This window comes from Corynebacterium casei LMG S-19264 (assembly GCF_000550785.1).
Lineage (GTDB): Bacteria > Actinomycetota > Actinomycetes > Mycobacteriales > Mycobacteriaceae > Corynebacterium > Corynebacterium casei.
Window position 1 is genome coordinate 1,574,124 of the sequence record NZ_CP004350.1, and the last position, 21,245, is coordinate 1,595,368.

Genomic DNA, 21,245 nt, shown 5'->3' on the forward strand with positions numbered 1-21,245 from the left:
GGCAACACGGGCAACACGGGCAACACTAGGATAATTTCGCTGGTGCTAGTCCAGCTCTGGAAGCTCGCTCAAGGCTTCATCATCAGCGCCGGTATCAGCAGCTGCTTGAGCGATGAGCTCATTGAGTTCCTGCTTTTCTTCAGGCTCAATGATTGCGTCTTCGTTCTTGCGGTTGAATGCCTCAAGCTCGTCCAAGAAAGGGACAACTGCGCCCTTGAGCTGACTGCCAGTTGGATCATCAGGGATTGCATCAAAGGCATCAAAGAGACGCTCGAGGATTGTACGAAGAGCTGGTAGTGCCTTGGGATCGAATGGCTGATCCCAAAATTCCTTCTCTTCTTCATTGAGGTAGTCACCCGTCGCGAATGACTCCAGATTGCTTAGAAACTCATCAATTTGTGGCTGATAGGTAGCGCGAATGCTCATGTGGTTATTGTCCCCTAAAACTATGAAATGCGCACGCCCAGCAGACCATCAACTGCCACAGCTACCACCGCAGCTGCCTCTGGCGTCGATGGATTCTTCGCCCACTCATCGACAGCAAGCAATGCTCCAGCGGTATCCAGATCATTCGCTAGTCGCTCACGAAGTGAAGCTACCGCTGCTTCTGCAGCTGCCATCGCGCCATCAGCGTCGATATCAGCATTGGCATCGGCAGAGTTCTGAGCGTTGGAGACAGCCTCACGCCAAGCGTTAAGGCGGGCAACACCTGTGTTCAAGACCTCATCCGACCAGTCACGGTCATCGCGGTAGTGATTGGTGTAAAGGCCCAGGCGGATCGCAGAAGGGTCAATCCCCTGCTCCACCAACTTGTGCACGAAGACTAGGTTGCCCAAAGACTTCGACATCTTGGTGCCTTCCAGTCCAATCATGCCGGCATGGACATAGAACTGCGCCATGCGGTCAACGCCGTGACCCGCCTCAGCGTGCGCTGCCGAGTACTCATGATGAGGGAACTTCAGGTCAGAACCGCCGCCCTGAATCAAAAACGAAGAACCCAAACGGTTGGTGGCAATCGCCGAACACTCAACGTGCCAGCCGGGGCGGCCTGCGCCGAATGGTGATTCCCAGGAAGGCTCTCCTTCGCGCGCAGCGCGCCAGAGCAAAGCATCCAAAGGATCCTTCTTGCCCGCGCGGTCAGGGTCGCCACCGCGCTCCGCAAAGAACTTCTTCATCGTTTCGCGGTCATAGTTGGACTCATAGCCGAACTGTGCGGTCGCGTCAACTGATGCATAAACGTCAGGGAAGTCCGGATCATCGACCACGTAGGCCGCGCCATTGTCCAACAGTTTCTGGGTCAGCCCGATGACTTCATCGACAGACTCAATCGCCCCGATGTAGTCCTGCGGTGGCAAAACAGCCAATTGTTCCATGTCTGAACGGAACAAATCTACCTGGCTGTCGCCCAGATCGCGCCAATCAACACCATCACGTTCTGCGCGTTCAAATAGTGGATCATCGACGTCGGTGATGTTTTGCACGTAGTGCACCTTATGACCCTGGTCCAGCAGCATTCGATAGATAACGTCAAAGGTCACATATGTTGCAGCATGGCCAAGGTGGGTGGAGTCATAGGGCGTAATGCCGCACACGTACATCGTGGCGGTATCGCCTTCAACGTGTACTGGCTTTGTTTTCTCATCTGCAGAGTCGTACAACTTTAGCGATGCAGCGGTGCCCGGTACGGATGGAACTGAAGGAATTGGCCAAGATTTCATGCCTGCCATCGTACCTAGCATTCGCTTAAAGGTTTAATAAGGCTGCAGTACTCCGATGGCCAGCAGAATCATGACGAAGATGCCGACTGGGATGCGGTATGCCGCAAACCATTCGAAGGAGTGGTTGGAGACAAACTTCAGCAACCAAGCAATCGATGCATAACCAACAACAAAGGCAATGGATGTACCCACTAGAAGCTGCATGCCTGATGCTGCCTGACCTGCTGCCGGATCAAAGGCATCAGGAAGCGAGAAAAGGCCCGAAGCAAGAACCGCTGGGATAGCTAGCAAGAAGGAGAAACGGGTTGCTACCTCACGGTCGAGTCCCAGGAACAAACCACCTGAAATGGTGCCGCCGGAGCGGGAAACGCCTGGAATAAGTGCCAGACACTGACACAGGCCCATGACAATAGCGTCTTTCATGGTCAGATCATCGAATCCCCGGTTCTTCTTACCAACGCGCTCTGCGACGATAAAGACCAACGAGAACAGGATCAGCATGGACGCAGTAATCCACAGGTTGCGCAGGGCATCACGGATCAGGTCCTTGCCCAGCAGGCCAAGAATGCCGATTGGGATGGAACCGACGATGACAAACCAGCCCATCTTCCAATCTTGCCCACGGGATTCCTTGTCCACCCAGCCCTTGAACCAGCCGGTGAGGATTTGCCAGATCATCTTGGCAAAGAAAACCACTACGGCCAGCTCAGTGCCCAGCTGGATAACGGCGGTGAAGGAAGCACCAGCATCCTGCCCCCAGAACAGCTCGGAGACGATCCTCAAGTGGCCAGAGGAGCTGACGGGAAGGAATTCGGTAAGGCCCTGGACGATGGACAAGACGATGACCTGAATCCAGGACATGTCCGTCATCTCGGTTGTAGATTGCGCAAGAGTGAGATTTTCCACGCGGGTAAGCCTACCCCGAACACGGTTCTTAGCTGGTAATTCCAGGTGATAGAATGAACCATCGTGTATTCATCCTCTGGTGCAAAAAAGTTTTTAGTCGGCGCAGTGGCGGCATCGTCGCTGGTCATCACAGCTTGTGGTTATAACCCCAATGAAGGCAGTGACACGGAGGTGCAAGGCAACGCGACCCCGGCAGCCTCACCGGAGGCAAGCAATCCTGCTGGTAGCGTCGAAGAACACGCCGAAATTAGTGATATCGATCATGTCGGCGACACACTCGCTGTCCGTTCGGGCGACACCATCACTTTTGGTTCTGCCGATTCCCTGGGCGATCCACTTCATATCTCTCCGGAATGCGGCGATCTGACCTCTTCTGCAGGTAATTTCTTCATCGGCTGCGGTGACAAGGTCTACAAGATTGACCCTGAGAATCCTGGCGAACCGCGCATTATTCCAGTGGACGTAGAATTCCCAGTTACTGCAGCAACCGAGCTTTCCACAGGGGAGCTATTCCTGGCTTCCGACGAAGCCGCTGAGATCGTCATCTATAAAAACGGCGACGTTATTGATGATTTCAAGGTCGAGGATCCAACTGATCAGTTGTTGGCAATCCCCAACCGTGACGGCGTGGATAACGTAGTACGCACTTATGGCGCAGATACCACCATTCAGAGCTTGGACTGGGAGAACTCCCGCGAAGGCGGACGTCTTCGCGCAGGACTCGGTTTGGGTCAGGCAACGGTCGGTGAAGACGGCACCATCTTGGTCTCGGACACTGTTGGTGGCCGTTTGATGGTTTATACCTCTGAAGACGTCATCCGCCAGCACCAGTTCGGCCCAGTCGATGGCAGCCCTTGGGGTGTGAGCTGGGATGAAGAACGTCAGATTGCGTGGATTACCACCACTGACAACAACCTTGTCCACGGATTTGATATCTCCACCGGTGTGCCTGAGCTGGTCACCACCTTGGATACGGTTGCTGATGCGCAGCATATTGAAGCGCTGAACAACGGTGACTTGGTTATCGGTTCCGCATCAGGTGACGGTTTGCAAACAATTCCGGCTACGGAAGTCAATGACACCGTGGACAATCCTGAACAGTCCTAGAATCCAAAGCCACAAAGAAAATCTTGAAATAGTTTTAAAGGCTCCGACGCTTGCTCGGAGCCTTTAAACCACCCCGGAAGGTACAAGCACTGATGAATTTTGTTAACAAGCTCGGATCAAATGCAGGCCGTTTGGCTACGGCGGCACGCCAGGGGGCATATGATGTCGCGCTGAAGACGATGTTCAAGATTGATCCTGAGCACATTCACATCATGGCGAACCAGCTCATGGGTGGAATCAATCGCTTCTCACCTGCCTACAAGGTTTTGGGTGCAGTCCTGCCGGTTAATGACCCAGTGCTGGAACAGGAAGTCTTTGGCGTGCACTTTCCTCGCCCACTCGGATTGGCTGCGGGTTTTGATAAGAACGCAGCGGCCGCTGACTCTTGGTCAGCAGTTGGCTTTGGCTACGCGGAGCTAGGCACTATTACCGCGAAGGGACAGCCGGGCAACCCACAGCCTCGCCTGTTCCGTCTTCCCGAAGATAAGGCAATCCTGAACCGCATGGGGTTCAACAACGCTGGCGCATCTGAGGCAGCCCGCAATCTGCATAAGCGCAAGACTGACAGCATCATCGGCATCAATATCGGCAAGACCAAGCTGACTCCGGCGGAAGAGGCTGTTGATGACTACCGGCGTTCCGCCTCTCTTCTGGGCGATCTGGCAAACTTCCTGGTGGTCAATGTTTCCTCCCCTAATACCCCGGGATTGCGTGACTTGCAGGCTGTTGAGTCATTGCGCCCAATTCTCAGGGCGGTCCAGGAATCTACTTCCGTTCCTGTTCTCGTCAAAATTGCTCCGGATCTTTCCGATGAAGACGTGGATGCGGTAGCTGACCTCGCTGTTGAGTTGGGTCTGGCCGGCATCGTCGCAACCAACACCACAATCTCGCGTGAGGGCCTTAACTCCGACGACCAATTCGTACGCGAGATGGGCGCTGGCGGTATTTCTGGTGCCCCAGTTGCGGCGCGCTCGCTTGAGGTTCTTAAGCGCCTCTACGCACGTGTTGGTGGCAAGCTAGTCATCATTTCCGTGGGTGGTATTTCTACTCCTGAACAAGCCTGGGAAAGGATCACCAGCGGCGCTTCCCTGCTTCAGGGATACACCGGCCTGATTTACGGCGGACCAGACTGGATTCGGGATATTCACAAGGGAATTGCTGCCCAGATTCGCGCGCACGGACTCAGCAACATCACTGAGGCAATCGGCTCCAACTTGCACTGGAAGCGCGTCTAAAGGCTTAAACGTACAAGGGCGCTTCACCATGTGAATGTGGTGAAGCGCCCTTGATTTATCTAAGCCTTCGGTTCTAATGGACCTCGGTGTGTTAGGCCTTCGGCATGACAGAACGGCGCAGAATCAGTGCGCAGATAAGCGCAGCGCCGCCGTATAGAACCAAGAATGCCTGGTGCTGCACGAGGTAGATTTCTTGTGGAACAAAGCGGCTGCCGATGATAAGAAGCACGGCGACCGCAAGAGCAACCACCTGAGTCATGCTTGCTTTCTGGTCTCTTCTTACCGTGGCGAAGCCACCAACCAACAATGCCGCGATAACGATGGCTACGCGGATTGGGGTCCAAGCAAAGGGTGCGGCCCAACCGTCAGTAAACACAGCAACTAGTGCCAAAAGGAATAGCACTGCGGCCAGTGCCATGAATGCGCCGCCGACGCGAACCTGAATTGGAATGCTCACGCCGGGGTTGTCGCCAGAACGCTGAGTGGACTTAGGGGAATTCTTTGCCATAGATAGTTAGATTAACTGGTCGAACTACTTTTGTTCGTACCAACCCCACAAAATGGAGCGACCCAGCGTGTGGAAGTAGAGATTGAAGCCCAACACCGTCGGTGAAGCGTCAGGATCAATGTCAAGGGTCTCTACATCCAGCGCGTGCACCGCAAAGAGGTAGCGGTGTGGCGCGTGGCCTGCTGGTGGCTGCGGACCGTAGTATTCGCGCTGGCCGCCGTCATGCTTCAAAGAAACTACACCTTCGATACCAAGGTCGGCCGAGGAACCGGCACCTTGTGGCAGCTCCGTGACATCAGCGGGGATGTTGAATGCTGCCCAATGCCAAAAGCCCGCACCGGTTGGTGCATCTGGATCCAGCAGGGTTACAGCCAGAGACTTTGTGCCCTCCGGAAGATGCGACCACTCCAGCTGCGGAGAGATGTTGGATGGTGCACGGAACTTCTCCTCCAGCTCATCGCCGTCGACAAAGTCTGTGGATGCGAGGGCAAAAGTTGGTGGGTTGCCCAATGCTTCGTACGGGTCTGGTCCTGGGAATCGTGGTTCGTTGTAGGTAGTCATAAATCCATTTGTACCCGACATCACAGAACTTTTCCGCGAGCTTTAGCGTCTCATCATCCTTCTGCGGCAGTTGTTGCGTAACCTTCCCGCATCTTTTCTTCCTAGGCAATTCAAAAATTAAACTAACACCGATGTGTTTTCAAAAGTCAGATTCAAGACAATTCGGGACATAAATATAGGTTGACGTGGCGATTTGTCACCTGCAGTGGCTTAACGCTAGAGTTAGTCCGTGCCTAACGGAGCATTATGCCTCGTTGAAACACCCAGCCCGGGTGGCGGAATGGCAGACGCGCTAGCTTGAGGTGCTAGTGTCCTATTAACGGACGTGGGGGTTCAAGTCCCCCTCCGGGCACAGAATTTTTAGAGGTTCTGGATTGCGAAAACGCAGTTCAGAACCTCTTTTTTACGCCTGTGTGGTCCAACTGCTGGCGGCGCCGTCATAGGCATCGTACCGGATGGCGATATGACCGAAGGTCTGGATTAGAAGGCGGCATAGGTGCGAGTAGTATTACTGCCCGTGTCATCAATTGCTTCCTGGTTAAAAAGTTTCGCAGAGTTCATTTCAGGACTGTGTAAGGATGCTGTCGCCTCAATTCGCCAGTGGAGCCCAGCGCGCAAGATGACTGTCGCCGTCGCCGTCATTGCACTAGTTGCGCTAATTCTCTTTGTCGATCTCCCCGGTATCGGCGAGCTTCGTACGTGGGCAGATGGGGCCGGATCATGGTTCATCGTGCTGTTCTGGATCGGCTACGTCGTTCTCACTCTGTTTCCGCTCCCCCGAACTTTATGGACGGTATCGGCCGGCCTGCTCTTTGGTCCAGCAACGGGACTGTTGATCGCACTGACTGCATTGACGGCATCCGCGATTATCGCGCTGCTCGTCGTTCGTGGGCTGCTGGGAGATTGGATGCGGCCAAGGCTTAAGCACCCTGCTGTCGCCGGAATTAACGCGCGTTTAGAGCGTCGTGGATGGTTGGCTATTGCATCACTCAGGCTAGTAGCCGGTGTCCCCTTCTCTTTGCTTAATTACGCTGCCGCGCTGACATCAATTCCGGTTGGGCAATTCGCTATCGCAACAGCCGTTGGATCGATACCAACTACGGCCATCGGTGTCTTCTTTGGTGACTTGTTGACTGGGCAAACCCATCCGGGAATCGTGGTCGCAATGGTTGTGTGCGCACTGCTGGGAATCGGCGGATTAATACTCGACGCGCGCATGCCAGTTGCAGAAGCAGGTCAAGGCAAGACAGTAGACTAAATTGCATGTTAGCTGTCCACGCACGTTACCGAGGCCGCGCTACGAGGCGCGCAGAATTAGTTGAACGCTCCGCCGCTGCACTGTCTACGTTGGATGGAGTCGGTGAGTTTGAGTTCCTCGGCGTTGAAGATATTTGCGCCGATGTAGACACCGCCACAGCAGTGTGCGAGGTTGTCATGGCATTGCTTGCCGATGGCTCCTGGGCCATCTCCATTGGCGTCTCAGGCAGTGATGCTAAGAAGACTGCAACGGAGGGACTGAAACCAGCCGCACGTCCCGGTCAGGTCTATGCCACGGTAGAGCCCACTGTGGCTGCCGGCACGGGTTCGAAAGATGCAAAGGAGAAAGCCAAGAAGGACTCCGCGAATATTGTTTCGGCCTTCGCACTGTTGAGCTTCGTTCTTGGCAAGCGCACAGCCGAAGGCCGTGAAGCGACTTCTCTGGTTCGTTCAGGGCTGAATCAGAATGAGGCTGCCGAGGAATTGGGTATCTCTAAACAAGCGATGTCCCAGCGCCTCCAGGCCGCTGGCTGGGCGGCAGAGGGCGCCGGATGGCAGCTGGCAGTCAACCTCATTGCAGCGGCTGACTTGGACGCCTAAAGCCCCTACATCAGGTCGTGCTTGGAAAGCTCTGGTGTGGTCACGAAATCAACGAGCCGCTCGACTGCACCAATGAGAGTTGAATCCAGATCACGGAAGCTGTTGACCGAGTTATAGACCCGGCGCCAGCCTTCCTTGGGGTCAGACCAGCCCAGGCGTTCGCACACTCCCGTTTTCCAGTCCTCGCCGTAGGGAACCTCGGGCCAAGCTTTGATTCCAACAGCCTGGGGCTTAACCGCAGCCCAGATATCAATAAAGGGGTGACCAGTGACCAGGACATGCTCGCCTACGGTCTCGGTCATGCGGGTTTCTTTCGAGCCTTTCACCAAGTGATCGGCTAAGACACCAACACGGCGGTCTTTTTGCGGCTGGAATTCTGCGAGGCGTTCTTCAAGATTGTCCAGTCCCTCGAGGTATTCAACAACAACGCCTTCGACTCTAAGGTCATGACCCCAGACCTTTTCCACGATCGCGGCATCGTGAATGCCTTCTACCCAGATGCGCGATGGTGCAGCAACTTTAGCTTCGAGATTTTCCACTCTGCGTGAACCGGAGTTGGACTTAGTCTCCGTTTGTCGCGGCGCCACATAACGCTTCAGTGAGACTCGCTTGCCCTCGAGCAAGAATCCACCCTTAATGAGGTTAAATACGCGCTGTGCACCACGGCGGTCCTCCAAGCGGATCACGTCGCCATAAACGGTCTTATCAACGCCCATGACCGCACCAACGAAGTCATCGCCGAAGACTTCGACCACCATGCCAGGTTTTGCTGGCACCACCGGATATTCCACTGGCTTGCTTCGGGCATGCCCACCGAGAATATCGCCTGCATAAGGATCGCGGGAAGAAAAACTCATGCCGAGCATTTTATCGCTCTAACACTCGTCTATTAGACTGGCTCGCCATGGATGTGCGCGAACAGGTGTGGTCACCACTGCAAAATACTGCCTTATGGATCGGGGCGTGGCTTTATGGACACGAGCCAGCTGATGAAGCCCTATCTGCTATGACCGCACTTGGCGGCACTCAACGTCTAGTTTCTACGCCTGACTCTCCCGCTACTACTCGCCCATTCATTGATGCCCTATCAATGATCCGAGAAGCAACGGCTGAGGATGATTCATCTGAAGGTCCCCTCCTTCGTCTAATCCTCTCAGGTCCTGGTGACCCGCCTGCCCTTCCTGCGGGAAGCACCGCTAGTTTCGCAGCGAGCTCCAATAGTCAAGGAGCGATCATTGTCCGGGCTAACGCCACCGGCGCGAGCCTCGGCGACATGGGCGGGCATCGCCATCTGATTTTGGTTCCGGAAAGTACTGAGCGTGGCACAGATTGGTCGATCTTTGAAGAGACACAGTCATTGCCCGCGCCCGCCTGGCTGAGCCCTGGTGATGCCGACGCACTACTGTCACAAGCAACCGACGAGTCAGCATCACTTATCGAATCGATGGGATATAAAACGGACAAGATCCCCAACCCGCGTCTAACGGTGGGGACCTTGGCTGACTTCTATGACACTCCGGGGCTGCCCTCGAGTGTGCCGAGCCGTTCCGCAAAGTTATTTGCCCGAGCAGATCGAGTCGCTGCAATCATCGAGACTGTCACTGACCGCATTGGCGATCACAGTCTCGATCCTCAACTCTTCCGCCTCTGGCGCCATGTGCGCGCAGCACGTATTGCCGGTGTGGACTACGCGCTGATGGACTTTGCTCGGTAGTTAAATCTTAAGCTGTGGATTTGGTCTTTCTGATTGACCAAATATCACAGCAGCCTCCGGTGCAAGGAGCACCGTTCTTGGTTGATCCCTGAACAGTTACTTCACCGAGGATTTCCGGCGTGCGCGCCTGCGTGTGTTCCTCGATGAGGTCCACGATCATTGAAGCAAAGGACTCTGTTGGGCCAACGGTGTAGGCACGCGAGACCTGCACACCAAGTTTGTCGGCGGCCTCTACAAGTTCAGTATCCAGATCCCAGATCACTTCCATGTGATCGGAGATGAATCCGATTGGGCACACGACCACTGCCTGTACACCGTCTTTCGCATGGATCTCCTCAGTATGGTCAACAATGTCCGGTTCAAGCCAAGGCGTTGCTGGATTTCCGGAGCGAGACTGCCAAACCACGTCGTACTCGCTTATCCCTGCAGCTTCAGCAACTAGACGCGAAGCCTCAGCAACCTGGCGGGAGTAGAGATTTGGATTGTCTTCGCCGCCACCAACTTCATCGTGGGCGGTCGGAACTGAGTGCGCAGTGAATAGGATGCGCAGATTGTCCTTCTTATCCTCATCAACTGCGGCGATAGCTTCTTTCAGAGCCTTTGCGTTTTCGTTGATAAATGCAGGATTTGAGAAGAAGTGGCGCAGCTTCAACATCTCAATGTTTGCGAGGCCTTTTTCTTCCAGGTGCTCTTCAACATGCACGATATCTTCGTTGTATTGCCTGCACGCTGAGTATCCGCCCCACGCAGAAGTGGAGAATACTAGTGCGGAACGAACGCCGTCTTCGACCATCTGCTCAGCAGTGTCCTTGGCAAACGGGTGCCAGTTTCGGTTGCCGAAGTACACCGGCATGTCGTTGCCGCGGGACTTCAGCTCTTTCTCGATGTGGTCAATGATCTCACGGTTGAGCTCATTGAGCGGGCTCTTGCCGTTGAAATGGAAGTAGTGCTGGCCTACTTCCACGAGACGCTCACGCGGGATGCCTCGCCCGCGGGTTACGTTTTCTAGAAATGGAACGACCTCCTCATTCTTTTCCGGGCCACCGAAAGAAAGAACGAGAAGGGCATCATAATCACGGGGGGTTGGGGCTGAATCGCTCATGAATGAAAATTCTACCAACTAAAGTTGGATATCCAGAACCAACGTGAGGTTAGGTAGAGCACACACTTTTATGTGTGCTCAGACCCCGCTAAATTAAATCAATCGAACTGCGTAATCGGACATTCCGGACCATCGGACAGGTACTGACGCAACGGTCTGACCGGACTGTGGTGCTTCAATCATCATTCCATTGCCCTGGTAGATAGCCACGTGGTGGTTGCCGCTTGGACCGTAGAAGATAAGGTCACCGCGCTCCATCTCCTGTGGGTTGATGCGCTTGCCCTGGTTGTACTGGTAGCCGGTAAAGTGAGGCAGGGAAATACCTGCGCCAGCAAAGGCATAGAGGGTAAGGCCCGAGCAGTCGAAGCCGACCTTATTGTAGTCACCGTGGGAATCGGCAACACCTCCATCGCGGATGCCCTTGGTTGGGCCATTAGCGTCGCCGCCGCCCCAAGCATATGGAACACCGATTTGAGACTCGGCACGTGCGACTACCGCATCAATCTTGGCGGCACGGGAAGCATTGCCCAGCTCTGCCGAAGCTTCATCTTCAATGTCGCCTGGAGTTGGCAAGTCTTCAAGAATGCCGTCCAAGTCTCCTGCAACGTCATCTTCTGCAGCCGGACCTTGCTGTGGGAACAGCGCACTGCTGCCAGCGATGAGAGCCTCCGATGAGCCCTCGTTTTCAGAAGCGACATCGCCTTCAGCACCAGCCTGTGCACCATTCTCTGCGTCCACAGAGTGGGTAGGCTGAGACGCTGCAACAATTGCAGCTGCGGCGGTTACTGCTAGGCCAGCGAGCTGTGCTGCCTGTTCCCCATCAACGCTGCTGCCATGCGCGTCGCCATTTGCGCCTTGGGCATCCTGAGAAGGAATAGAACTTGCCTGCTCTTCAGTCGTCACGGCAGATTCAGATTCTTCAGTGTTGGTCGCTGAAGGCTCAGTTACCGTCGCAGCGGTCGGACCGGCGCCTACTGGTGCAGATGCTGCGTAGCCGTTCGTAGAAGAAGATGACTCGGACTCTGACGCAGTTTCAGATTCGGAAGAAGTCGCTGTTTCGTTCTCGTCAGCAGATGGTTCGTTGGCTTCTGCCACGGTGGTGTCTTGCTCTGCTGTCTCAGATGCGGTGTCCTCGGCTACTTCCGAAGTAGCTTCTTCGGAAGTAGCCGGAGCTGGAGCCGCAGAGGTGTCTTCGGTGACGTCGTTGTTTTCAGACTCGTCTGAAGTAGGTTCCTCGCCGCGTGCCGATGAAAGCGCTTGCTGCGCTTCCTCTTGCAGAGCTACAAGCTGCTCACGCTCAGAAGCGATCTCACCGATCCGAGACTCGTTTTCCTCGAGCACACCGCGCGCATCATTTTCTGCCGAGACCGCGTTGGATTCGCGTTCGGTCGCTAGCTGTTCAGCCTTGCGGAGCTGAGATTCCTTGTTGGACTTTTCGGTGCGAACTCGTTCCAATTCGGTGACGGTGTTTTGCTGCTTTTCAGCCTGCGAGCGCAAGTAGCTCTGGCGAGTCAGCATGTCCTCGCGAGCATCACCACCGGCTGCGTTGGTGACTGATTCGGAGGTGTTGGCGCGGCGGTAGGCAGAACGAGAAATCTCATCCAGCTTTCCTTGGGCATCTTCCACCTCTAATTGAGCATCATCTAGCTCACCGCGTGCAGCTACTGTGCCACGACGGGCTTGCTCGGACAGGTTTCGAGCGTCTTGCAGATCAACCAATGCTTGGTTGGCGCGCTCTCGGAATTCTCCAATCTCGCTTTCAAGGCGAGAGATTTCTTCCTGGGCATCGGCGATGGCGCCGGCCAAGGAAGCAACAGAAACGTTGCCGTCCAGAACATCCTGGAGCTTGGAAGCGACGGAAGTATTTTCTTGTGCGACCGCTGGGGTCGTCGTTGAAATCAAAGAAACGCTAAGTGTGCACGCGACAGCTGCAAGTGCTGACCGCATACGATGTGTGCGTCTAGACGAAGTGGTGGCCACGGATTAACTCCTCACGCCACCACCTGCTGGCAATGCTTCGCCGCCTTGGTCCACTGGGCAAAGTGGACCAAGGTAAGGCGCCGCTGGAGTGATTTAGGCAAAGCAATGCTCGGGAGCCCTCATTCAGACTGCTCCGGGTACAGGCTTGGCGTTAAACATGCCCATCGCACCCTGAATAAAGACCCACACTCCTGACAACAGGCGGTGGGTGCTCAGTAAAAAGCGAATAGAAAATACCGTCTCCGCGAGCTATCACTTACTGAATCTTCGTCACCAACGAAACCGTACTGTCGTCACAATGATGTGCCAGCGCTTGGCGTGCTTCCCCACATGCCCGAGCTGCGTATTCATAACTGTGTCAACAATCAAGTCTCGAACCGTGACCAAAAATCATTAGATCCAACTCGTGAGTCGATGTTTGAACCATACGACACACAACCACCCCTTCGCACCTACTTTCACAAGAAACACATACGTCAAGTAACGCAACATGACTTAACAGAGGTTCATTACCAGCACTTCCGTAATCAAAACGAGACATATGTAATGTTTGTCACAAAATGAATATTGCATGCGTTTTCCATCCCGGAAAGCTTAAATGGGTGTGCTATTTGGGAAATTTAAGGAGATTGGCTGGAAATGCACAGCTCAACGCCGGCTGTCACGAAAGAAGGCTCGCGGCGGCAATTGCGGGCAGACTGAAATCGGCCGAAATAATAAAGGGCGCAGACTTTACTTACGGGTCGCGGACGTGAATGCGACAGCAGCGCTCGCGGCGGCAAGTGATAGAACTGCTACGACAATGATCGGCCATGGCACGCCAAGGGGGTCAACCCCCGAATAGAATTGGTCAAGGAGTGTGACTTGATCAATTCCTTGTGGCAGTGCCGTTTGGGCAGATTCGATTGCTGCGCGTGAATAGGTGTCACTGACAGCCGAGACACTACGAGTGGTTTGCACGATAACCGTATCCAGTCCCGTTGCGTCCTGAAGTTCTTGCGCGATATCACGGGTATCGGCAAGCCGCTGCGGATGGACATCAACGACGGCGATGCCGTGTGAGTCTTGGAGTGCTGCTTCAATCGGAGCCTGGACTTCTTGACTATTGGCCAGTTCGGGATTCGAGAAAGCAACACCGTCTTCTGAAAGCTGAGCAGACAGGGCAGGAATATCTGTTCCTTCAGGAATCATTTTCATCTACCCCTTATGTTGTGTAATCCATATGTGGATCTCATTGCTTACTCCCCTGGTTATATCCAAGACTGAAGGTTGGAGCTGGGGTGACGCGCCGAAGATTGGCAAAATGTGCAAACAGTACGAGCGTTCTGTTACAATGAACGGCGTTCGACTAGATACCTCACTATGATGGAAGGGTGAACCCTCGGTTCGCCTCATTGATGTTTGACTTAGAACCCCATGACTCAAGCGGTTTGAAGGCAGCGAGTGGTGAGGAAAAACGAATATTTAGTTCAATACAACAAGGATTGGAGCTCCCTGTGACTGAAAGCTTGAACTCCTTTAACGCCGAGAAGACTCTTGACGTAAAGGGCAAGGAATACACTTACTACGATCTTACCGCCGTTGAGGGCCTCGAGAAGCTTCCATACTCTCTCAAGGTTCTGGCTGAGAACTTGCTTCGTACCGAAGACGGTAAGAACGTAACCAAAGACCACATCAACGCACTTGCTAATTGGGATCCACAGGCTGAGCCTGACACCGAGATCCAGTTCACCCCAGCTCGTGTTCTTATGCAGGACTTCACCGGCGTTCCTTGTGTTGTCGACTTGGCAACCATGCGTGAGGCAGTTTCCGCTCTGGGTGGTACCCCAGACCAGGTCAACCCTCTGAACCCAGCTGAGATGGTTATTGACCACTCCGTTATTACTGAGGCATTCGGCTCCGCTGATGCACTACAGAAGAACGTTGAGATCGAGTACCAGCGCAACGAAGAGCGCTACCAGTTCCTTCGTTGGGGTGCTGAGAACTTCTCCAACTTTAAGGTAGTTCCTCCAGGAACCGGTATTGTTCACCAGGTAAACATTGAGTACCTGTCCCGCGTTGTCTTTGACAATGACGGCTTGGCTTACCCAGATACCTGTATCGGTACCGACTCCCACACCACCATGGAAAACGGCCTGGGCATCCTGGGCTGGGGCGTTGGCGGCATTGAGGCTGAGGCTGCAATGCTTGGCCAGCCAGTTTCCATGCTGATTCCTAAGGTTGTTGGCTTCAAGCTGACCGGCGACATCCCAGCTGGCGTTACCGCAACCGACGTGGTTCTGACCATCACCCAGATGCTGCGTGAGCACGGCGTAGTCCAGAAGTTCGTAGAGTTCTACGGCAATGGCGTTAAGTCCATCCCTCTGGCTAACCGCGCAACCATCGGCAACATGTCCCCTGAGTTCGGTTCCACCGCTGCGATGTTCCCAATCGACGAGGAAACCATCAAGTACCTCGAGCTGACCGGTCGCCCACAGGAGCAGATCGATCGCGTTGAGGCTTACTCCAAGGCTCAGACCATGTGGCTGGAGCAGGACGCTGAGGAAGCTGTCTACTCCGAGTACCTCGAGCTGGACCTTGGCTCCGTTGTTCCTTCCATCGCTGGCCCTAAGCGCCCACAGGACCGCATCCTGCAGTCCGAGGCTAAGGAGCAGTTCCGTAAGGACCTGTCCAACTACACCACCGACGAAGTTCTGGTGGATGAGTCCTCCGTTGCTGCAAAGCGCATGTCCTCCGAGGGTGGCGCTATCGAAGACGGCGAAGACGTAACCGGTGGGCTGAACTACTCCCGCGCTGGTAAGGGCGAGTCCGCTGCAAAGGGTGCAGTTGGCCGTCACTCCAACCCAGTTATCGTTGAGTCCCCTAACGGTGGCGAGTACACCCTAGACCACGGCATGGTTGCTATCGCTTCCATCGCCTCTTGCACCAACACCTCTAACCCTTCCGTGATGATCGGCGCTGGCCTGATTGCACGTAAGGCTGCTGAGTTGGGACTTGAGTCCAAGCCATGGGTTAAGACCATCTGTGCTCCTGGTTCCCAGGTTGTTGACGGCTACTTCCGTCGTGCAGACCTGTGGAAGGACCTTGAGGCAATGGGCTTCTACCTTTCCGGCTTCGGTTGTACCTCTTGTATCGGTAACTCTGGCCCACTGCCAGATGAGATCTCCGACGCCATCAACGAGCACGACTTGGCTGCAACCGCAGTTCTGTCCGGCAACCGTAACTTCGAGGGCCGCATCTCTCCTGACGTGAAGATGAACTACCTGGCTTCTCCAATCATGGTTATCGCATACGCAATTGCCGGCACCATGGACTTCGACTTCGACACCCAGGCTCTCGGTCAGGACAAGGACGGCAACGATGTCTTCCTGAAGGACATCTGGCCATCCACCGAAGAGATCGAAGCTACCATTCAGGAAGCTATCTCCCGTGAGATGTACGAGGCTGACTACGCTGACGTCTTCAAGGGCGACGAAGCATGGCGCAACCTGGATGTTCCAGAAGGCCAGACCTTCAAGTGGGATGAAGATTCCACCTACATCCGCAAGGCTCCTTACTTCGACAACATGGAAGCTGAGCCAGCTCCAGTCTCTGACATCAAGGGCGCTCGCGTTCTGGTGAAGCTGGGCGACTCGGTCACCACTGACCACATCTCTCCTGCTTCCGCTATTAAGCCTGGTACCCCAGCTGCGAAGTACCTGGATGAGCACGGCGTATCCCGCGTTGACTACAACTCCTTGGGTTCTCGTCGTGGTAACCACGAGGTCATGGTTCGCGGTACCTTCGCGAACATTCGTCTGGCTAACCAGTTGGTTGACGTCACCGGTGGCTACACCCTCGACTTCACCCAGGATGATGCTCCACAGTCCTTCATCTTCGACGCTTCCATGAACTACCAGGAAGCTGGCGTTCCGCTGGTTGTCCTCGGTGGTAAGGAATACGGTTCCGGTTCTTCCCGTGACTGGGCGGCTAAGGGCACTAATCTGCTGGGCATCAAGGCAGTTATTGTTGAGTCCTTCGAGCGTATTCACCGCTCCAACCTCATCGGTATGGGCGTTGTCCCACTGCAGTTCCCACAGGGCGAGTCCCACGAGTCCCTCGGTCTTGACGGCCACGAGACCTTTGACATCGTTGGTCTTGAGGAGCTGAACAACGGCAACACGCCTAAGACCGTTAAGGTCACCGCAACCAAGGAGTCCGGCGAAAAGGTTGAGTTCGACGCAACCGTTCGTATCGACACCCCAGGTGAGGCTGACTACTTCCGCCACGGCGGTATTCTGCAGTACGTTCTGCGTCAGATGGTCAAGGCTTGAGCTTCGCACTGACTGTCACAGTCACTCATGGCTAGTAAGCAATTGCTAGCCATGGCTTAAGGCTAAAGCGGGGCCACGATCACAGGTCGTGGCCCCGCTTTCCATTTCACTTTCATTTATCCATTTTCAACAAAGGAGCAGGCTCAGCACATGCCTATCATTAGCGATGAAGAGCTCAACCGCCGTCGCCATGACATCTTGGTCGGTGCGCGCAAGTGCTTTGCTGAGCATGGATATGAAGGCGCCACAGTGCGCTTGCTCGAAGAGTCAACGGGCAAGTCACGCGGTGCGATCTTCCATCACTTCGGTGACAAAGAGTCGCTCTTCCTAGCCTTGGCAAAGGAAGACACACTGCGTCAGGCTGAGGTGGTTGCCAACAACGGTCTGGTTGAGGTGATGCGAGAGATGCTGCGGCATCCGGAGCGTCATGACTGGCTGGCAACACGGGTTGAGGTTGTCTCACTCGTGAGAACAGATCCGTCATTCCGCGCGCGTTGGAAAGACCAGCAGTCCATCCTGGATGACGCTGTGCGTGACCGTTTACGCTCCAAGGCAGAACAGGGCCGTGTCCGCGACGACATCACGGTCAGCACGCTCATGGTCTACCTGCAGACGTTCATGGACGGTTTTATCTCCCGCTTGGTTCAAGGCGATACCCATGACCTAGAGGCCGTGCTCAATATCGTGGAGCATTCCATCCGTACCGCGTCTTAGCTCTCCAGTCGCCCTAGCTCTCTCCTTCGCAGGCCGTAGATAACACTAGTGCCGGGCACCTCCTTTTCAATGTGGAGGTGCCCGGCACTTTTGGTCTAGCTGGAGGTCGATTCCTCGCGCTGTTTAGCTTTCCCAGATGCTCGAGACTGGCTTGTCACCGGTGTAGAACTCGAGTGGTGAGTGAGGTGGCACCTTGTCCTCGTTGATGATCTCGGCAATCACGTCAGCGACTAGCTCGCGTGGGGTTTCAACGTCGCTGTCGCGAGTGCTGCCCGGGTCAGATACGGTGATGCCGGTGGTGGCGTCCTCAGTAAGCACGCCTGGGCCCAGGATGACGGAGTCGAGCGAAGAAGCGTTGATGCGGTTGTCCGCGTTCTTCTTGGACTCAACGTAGGCGTACCAAGAGCCACCATCGTTTTCGACCTCATTGGTGGTTGCGCCCATATAAGAAATCATGATGAAGCGTGGTGCCTCATCTCCCAAGGACTCCAGACCTTCGACCGCAGCAATCGCGCCGTCCTGGTCCACAGCGAAAGTAAGCGCAGCCGCACCACGGCCGCCGTTGCCGGCGCCCCAGACAACGACATCGAATCCATCGGCGAGCTCTGCCCAATCCTGCGAGCTCAACTTCGTAATGTCTGCAATAACAGGAGTCGCTCCAAGGCCTTCTAACTCTTCCTTGTAATCAGGATTGCGGACCAAAGAGTGCACTGCATGGCCCTTCTCAACAAGCTTTGGGGTGGTTAGCAGGCCAATTTTTCCATGGCCGCCAATGTACAAAACTTTCTTAGAATCAGTCATGGTTCCGACCCTAACCGCGTTTGCGATCATTTCCCACCACCTCAAAAATGCTGGCAGAGATCAACCTCTAATATCACCACACAGCCGACGATGCGCATAGGTTTCCCGCCTTCCAAGTAAGCTTACCGTGCCTGTTAACGCCTGCGAATCATCCCTAGCTAGGATGTTATCCATGATTGCCATCATGACTGTTACTGGTGCGGATAGCACCGGAATTATTGCCCAAGTAACCACTGCCCTCGCTGAGTTGAATATAAACATCGTGGATGTCTCCCAGACCTTGATGTCTGGATACTTCACCATGATCCTGCGCGTAGAAATCCTGGATGCAGACAAGTCCATTCAGGAGATCCAGGAATACATGAAGCCAGTGGCGGAAAAGACTAAGCAGGTTATCCGTATCCAGTCGGAAGACCTGTTCACCGCCATGAACGAAATCTAGAGGGAGCCGTATTAACAATGGCATTTGAAACACACGGCATCCTCGACACGATCGAGATGATTGAGAAGTACCGTCTCGATATTCGCACCGTCACCATGGGTATTTCTCTGCTTGGTTGCACGCGCACCACCATGGAAGAGACCTGCCAGGCTATCTATGACCGAGTCACCACCCAGGCGGAACACCTGGTTGAGGTGTGCGAAGGCATTGAGGCTGAGCTGGGTATTCCAATCGTGAACAAGCGCATCTCCGTCACCCCAGTGTCTTTGGTTGTCGCCGGCGTTGAGGGTAGCCCAGTCGACGCAGCGAAGGCTTTGGATAAGGCCGCAAAGAAGGTTGGCGTGAACTTCGTCGGCGGTTATTCCGCGCTGGTAGAAAAGGGCGCGACCACCGCTGAGAAGAAGCTGATCAACTCCATCCCTGAGGCTTTGGCCACCACCGACGTGGTCTGCTCTTCGGTCAACATTGCTTCCTCGCGCACTGGCATCAACATGAATGCTGCCGCGAAGATGGGTGAAATCATCAAGGAAGCAGCTGAGCTGACTAGGGACAACTCCTCCATTGCGTGTGCAAAGCTGGTTGTCTTTGCTAACTCCGTGGGTGATAACCCGTTCATGGCTGGCGCCTTCCACGGCATCGAGGAGCCAGATTGCGTTGTCTCCGTCGGTGTTTCCGGCCCCGGCGTTGTAGACCGCGCGCTGGGCAACCTTGAGGGCGCAACCCTGGATCAGGTTGCAGAAGAGATCAAGAAGGCAGCGTTCAAGATTACCCGCGCTGGCCAGCTGGTGGGCAACATGGCCGCGCAGCGCTTGGGCGTCCCATTCGGCATCGTTGACTTGTCCTTGGCTCCCACCGCGGAGTTGGGTGATTCCGTCGCGCACATCCTGGAACACATGGGCTTGGACCAGGTTGGTACGCACGGCACGACCGCAGCACTTGCATTGCTTAACGATGCCGTCAAGAAGGGCGGCATGATGGCCTGCTCACGTGTCGGTGGCCTGTCTGGCTCATTTATTCCGGTGTCTGAGGACAAGGGAATGATCGACGCTGTTCGTTCGGGTGCAATCTCGATGGACAAGCTGGAAGCCATGACCGCAATTTGCTCAGTAGGCTTTGACATGATTGCTCTGCCGGGTGATACTTCGGCATCCACTATCGCTGGCATGATTGCTGATGAAGCAGCGATTGGCGTGATGAACCATAAGACCACTGCTGTGCGCGTTATTCCGGTTCCGGGCAAGACCGTTGGCGATGAGGTTAACTTCGGCGGCCTGTTGGGCTACGCCCCAATCATCCCCGTCAACACCGTGGGCAACTCCGAGTTCATCGCGCGTGGTGGTTTCATCCCTGCACCAGTACATGGCTTCAGAAACTAACACCTGATAGATTTCACCCCCATATGCCTATGGTGTGACTAGTTGTTCTAGTCCACACCACAGGCATTGTTTATTTTTCCCCTCTTCGCCACTGCGCTGGGGTTTTGCTGGAGTATTGCTCATTCTTTCCGAAATTGGCTGCATACGGGCACCGCCTTTTGGTTGAAGGTCTTGAAAACCCAGCGAAGCCCACTGATAATTAGTAACCGCTGCTTATCCAAACCATTCCAAATATTAAGTAAAAGTTTTCTACTGGAACTGGGCAGGTGAATCTTTTGGGAGAGTTCATTCTTGATCGCTGGCAAGACATCACCTTTCGCGCGTATCAACACACCTCACTGGTGTTGCAATCGGTATTGCTGGCGCTCGTTATCGCACTTATCATCGGGGTACTGATTTCTTCGCGCCATCGTGCGACAGCTCTTGCTAACTCACTGACATCAATCGGCCTGACGCTGCCTTCACTGGCGCTTTTGGGCCTTGCCATTCCGCTATTTGGAATCGGTACCATTCCATCCGTAGTCCTCGTGGTATTTTACGCAGTACTACCGATCCTGCGTAACGCAATTGTCGGCCTGCAAAACATTGACCCCGGGATCATCGAATCCGCGCGTGGCCAAGGCATGAGCCCGGCCGCAGTGCTGCTCAAGGTCCGCTTGCCGCTAGCGTGGCCAGTGATCATGACCGGTGTTCGTGTTTCCACGCAAATGTCCATGGGCGTTGCGGCCATCGCCGCCTATGCGCTGGGACCTGGTTTAGGTTCCTACATTTTCACTGGACTAAGCCAAAGTGGCGGTGCGAATGCCTTGAACTATGCGTTTGTCGGCACCATCGGCATCGTCACTATCGCACTTGTTGTAGATGCACTTTTGGAACTTCTGCAAAAACTCACTACTTCAAACGGGCTGTAA

The 21,245-nt window shown here is 54.6% G+C and carries 20 protein-coding genes and 1 tRNA gene; 11 read left to right on the top strand and 10 right to left on the bottom strand.

The features are described 5' to 3' along the window. Positions 1-45 precede the first annotated feature (45 nt). The 3 genes from CCASEI_RS07245 to CCASEI_RS07255 are packed head-to-tail and all read right to left on the bottom strand — an operon-like array spanning position 46 to position 2,579. A complete protein-coding gene (locus CCASEI_RS07245) occupies positions 46-426 on the bottom strand; it encodes a hypothetical protein (protein WP_006823699.1) in 381 nt (126 codons plus the stop codon). A gap of 20 nt (positions 427-446) precedes the next feature. Beyond that, the gene (gene mshC, locus CCASEI_RS07250) at positions 447-1,718 is read right to left on the bottom strand and encodes a cysteine--1-D-myo-inosityl 2-amino-2-deoxy-alpha-D-glucopyranoside ligase (RefSeq protein WP_025387547.1); all 1,272 of its coding nucleotides are present in this window, start codon (positions 1,716-1,718) and stop codon (positions 447-449) included. Between the two features lie 33 nt (positions 1,719-1,751). Continuing rightward, positions 1,752-2,579 (bottom strand): undecaprenyl-diphosphate phosphatase, encoded by an 828-nt coding sequence (locus tag CCASEI_RS07255; protein WP_006823701.1) that lies wholly within the window; start codon positions 2,577-2,579, stop codon positions 1,752-1,754. A gap of 108 nt (positions 2,580-2,687) precedes the next feature. On the opposite strand from CCASEI_RS07255, the gene CCASEI_RS07260 reads away from it, so the two are divergent. Further along, entirely contained in the window at positions 2,688-3,731 is a 1,044-nt protein-coding gene (locus CCASEI_RS07260; RefSeq protein ID WP_025387548.1) for an NHL repeat-containing protein, read from the top strand. Positions 3,732-3,823: 92 nt separating this feature from the next. Further along, on the top strand, positions 3,824-4,966 hold the full coding sequence (locus CCASEI_RS07265) for a quinone-dependent dihydroorotate dehydrogenase (protein ID WP_006823703.1): 1,143 nt from the start codon (positions 3,824-3,826) through the stop codon (positions 4,964-4,966). A gap of 91 nt (positions 4,967-5,057) precedes the next feature. Here the strand turns inward: CCASEI_RS07265 and CCASEI_RS07270 are convergent, their stop codons facing one another. Together CCASEI_RS07270 and CCASEI_RS07275 are read right to left on the bottom strand one after the other, a co-directional pair. Next, positions 5,058-5,474 (bottom strand): hypothetical protein, encoded by a 417-nt coding sequence (locus tag CCASEI_RS07270; RefSeq protein ID WP_006823704.1) that lies wholly within the window; start codon positions 5,472-5,474, stop codon positions 5,058-5,060. A 24-nt stretch (positions 5,475-5,498) separates the two neighbouring features. Then, complete coding sequence (locus CCASEI_RS07275) at positions 5,499-6,035, bottom strand: YbhB/YbcL family Raf kinase inhibitor-like protein (protein ID WP_006823705.1); 537 nt, start codon at positions 6,033-6,035, stop codon at positions 5,499-5,501. Positions 6,036-6,301: 266 nt separating this feature from the next. Here CCASEI_RS07275 and CCASEI_RS07280 point away from each other — a divergent pair. The 3 genes from CCASEI_RS07280 (at position 6,302) to CCASEI_RS07290 (ending at position 7,892) form a co-directional block, all read left to right on the top strand. Then, a tRNA-Leu gene (locus CCASEI_RS07280) sits at positions 6,302-6,387 on the top strand. A gap of 165 nt (positions 6,388-6,552) precedes the next feature. Further along, the gene (locus tag CCASEI_RS07285) at positions 6,553-7,293 is read left to right on the top strand and encodes a TVP38/TMEM64 family protein (RefSeq protein ID WP_025387549.1); all 741 of its coding nucleotides are present in this window, start codon (positions 6,553-6,555) and stop codon (positions 7,291-7,293) included. Between the two features lie 5 nt (positions 7,294-7,298). Further along, a complete protein-coding gene (locus CCASEI_RS07290) occupies positions 7,299-7,892 on the top strand; it encodes a hypothetical protein (RefSeq protein ID WP_025387550.1) in 594 nt (197 codons plus the stop codon). 5 nt (positions 7,893-7,897) lie between these two features. Here the strand turns inward: CCASEI_RS07290 and CCASEI_RS07295 are convergent, their stop codons facing one another. Beyond that, on the bottom strand, positions 7,898-8,749 hold the full coding sequence (locus tag CCASEI_RS07295; protein WP_025387551.1) for a DUF3097 domain-containing protein: 852 nt from the start codon (positions 8,747-8,749) through the stop codon (positions 7,898-7,900). Between the two features lie 47 nt (positions 8,750-8,796). Here CCASEI_RS07295 and CCASEI_RS07300 point away from each other — a divergent pair, with 47 nt between their 5' ends. Beyond that, complete coding sequence (locus CCASEI_RS07300; protein WP_025387552.1) at positions 8,797-9,606, top strand: hypothetical protein; 810 nt, start codon at positions 8,797-8,799, stop codon at positions 9,604-9,606. 7 nt (positions 9,607-9,613) lie between these two features. Here the strand turns inward: CCASEI_RS07300 and CCASEI_RS07305 are convergent, their stop codons facing one another. The 3 genes from CCASEI_RS07305 to CCASEI_RS07315 form a co-directional block, all read right to left on the bottom strand. Then, a complete protein-coding gene (locus tag CCASEI_RS07305; RefSeq protein WP_025387553.1) occupies positions 9,614-10,708 on the bottom strand; it encodes a ferrochelatase in 1,095 nt (364 codons plus the stop codon). Between the two features lie 93 nt (positions 10,709-10,801). After that, positions 10,802-12,688 (bottom strand): DIP1281 family NlpC/P60 protein, encoded by a 1,887-nt coding sequence (locus tag CCASEI_RS07310; RefSeq protein ID WP_025387554.1) that lies wholly within the window; start codon positions 12,686-12,688, stop codon positions 10,802-10,804. A 732-nt stretch (positions 12,689-13,420) separates the two neighbouring features. After that, positions 13,421-13,885 (bottom strand): Rv1476 family membrane protein, encoded by a 465-nt coding sequence (locus CCASEI_RS07315; protein ID WP_225868384.1) that lies wholly within the window; start codon positions 13,883-13,885, stop codon positions 13,421-13,423. Positions 13,886-14,184: 299 nt separating this feature from the next. Between CCASEI_RS07315 and can the strand changes: the two genes are divergently transcribed. Together can and CCASEI_RS07325 are read left to right on the top strand one after the other, a co-directional pair. Next, on the top strand, positions 14,185-17,001 hold the full coding sequence (can, locus tag CCASEI_RS07320; protein ID WP_025387556.1) for an aconitate hydratase: 2,817 nt from the start codon (positions 14,185-14,187) through the stop codon (positions 16,999-17,001). Between the two features lie 150 nt (positions 17,002-17,151). Next, complete coding sequence (locus CCASEI_RS07325; protein WP_025387557.1) at positions 17,152-17,715, top strand: TetR/AcrR family transcriptional regulator; 564 nt, start codon at positions 17,152-17,154, stop codon at positions 17,713-17,715. 123 nt (positions 17,716-17,838) lie between these two features. Here CCASEI_RS07325 and CCASEI_RS07330 read toward each other — a convergent pair whose 3' ends face one another. After that, a complete protein-coding gene (locus tag CCASEI_RS07330; protein ID WP_025387558.1) occupies positions 17,839-18,516 on the bottom strand; it encodes an NAD(P)-binding oxidoreductase in 678 nt (225 codons plus the stop codon). Between the two features lie 172 nt (positions 18,517-18,688). On the opposite strand from CCASEI_RS07330, the gene CCASEI_RS07335 reads away from it, so the two are divergent. The 3 genes from CCASEI_RS07335 to CCASEI_RS07345 all read left to right on the top strand — a co-directional run bounded on the left by CCASEI_RS07335 (position 18,689) and on the right by CCASEI_RS07345 (position 21,245). Then, on the top strand, positions 18,689-18,958 hold the full coding sequence (locus tag CCASEI_RS07335) for an ACT domain-containing protein (RefSeq protein WP_025387559.1): 270 nt from the start codon (positions 18,689-18,691) through the stop codon (positions 18,956-18,958). Between the two features lie 17 nt (positions 18,959-18,975). Beyond that, complete coding sequence (locus tag CCASEI_RS07340) at positions 18,976-20,334, top strand: PFL family protein (RefSeq protein WP_025387560.1); 1,359 nt, start codon at positions 18,976-18,978, stop codon at positions 20,332-20,334. Between the two features lie 275 nt (positions 20,335-20,609). Beyond that, positions 20,610-21,245, top strand: coding sequence for an ABC transporter permease (locus CCASEI_RS07345; RefSeq protein WP_025387561.1), 636 nt, complete (start codon positions 20,610-20,612; stop codon positions 21,243-21,245).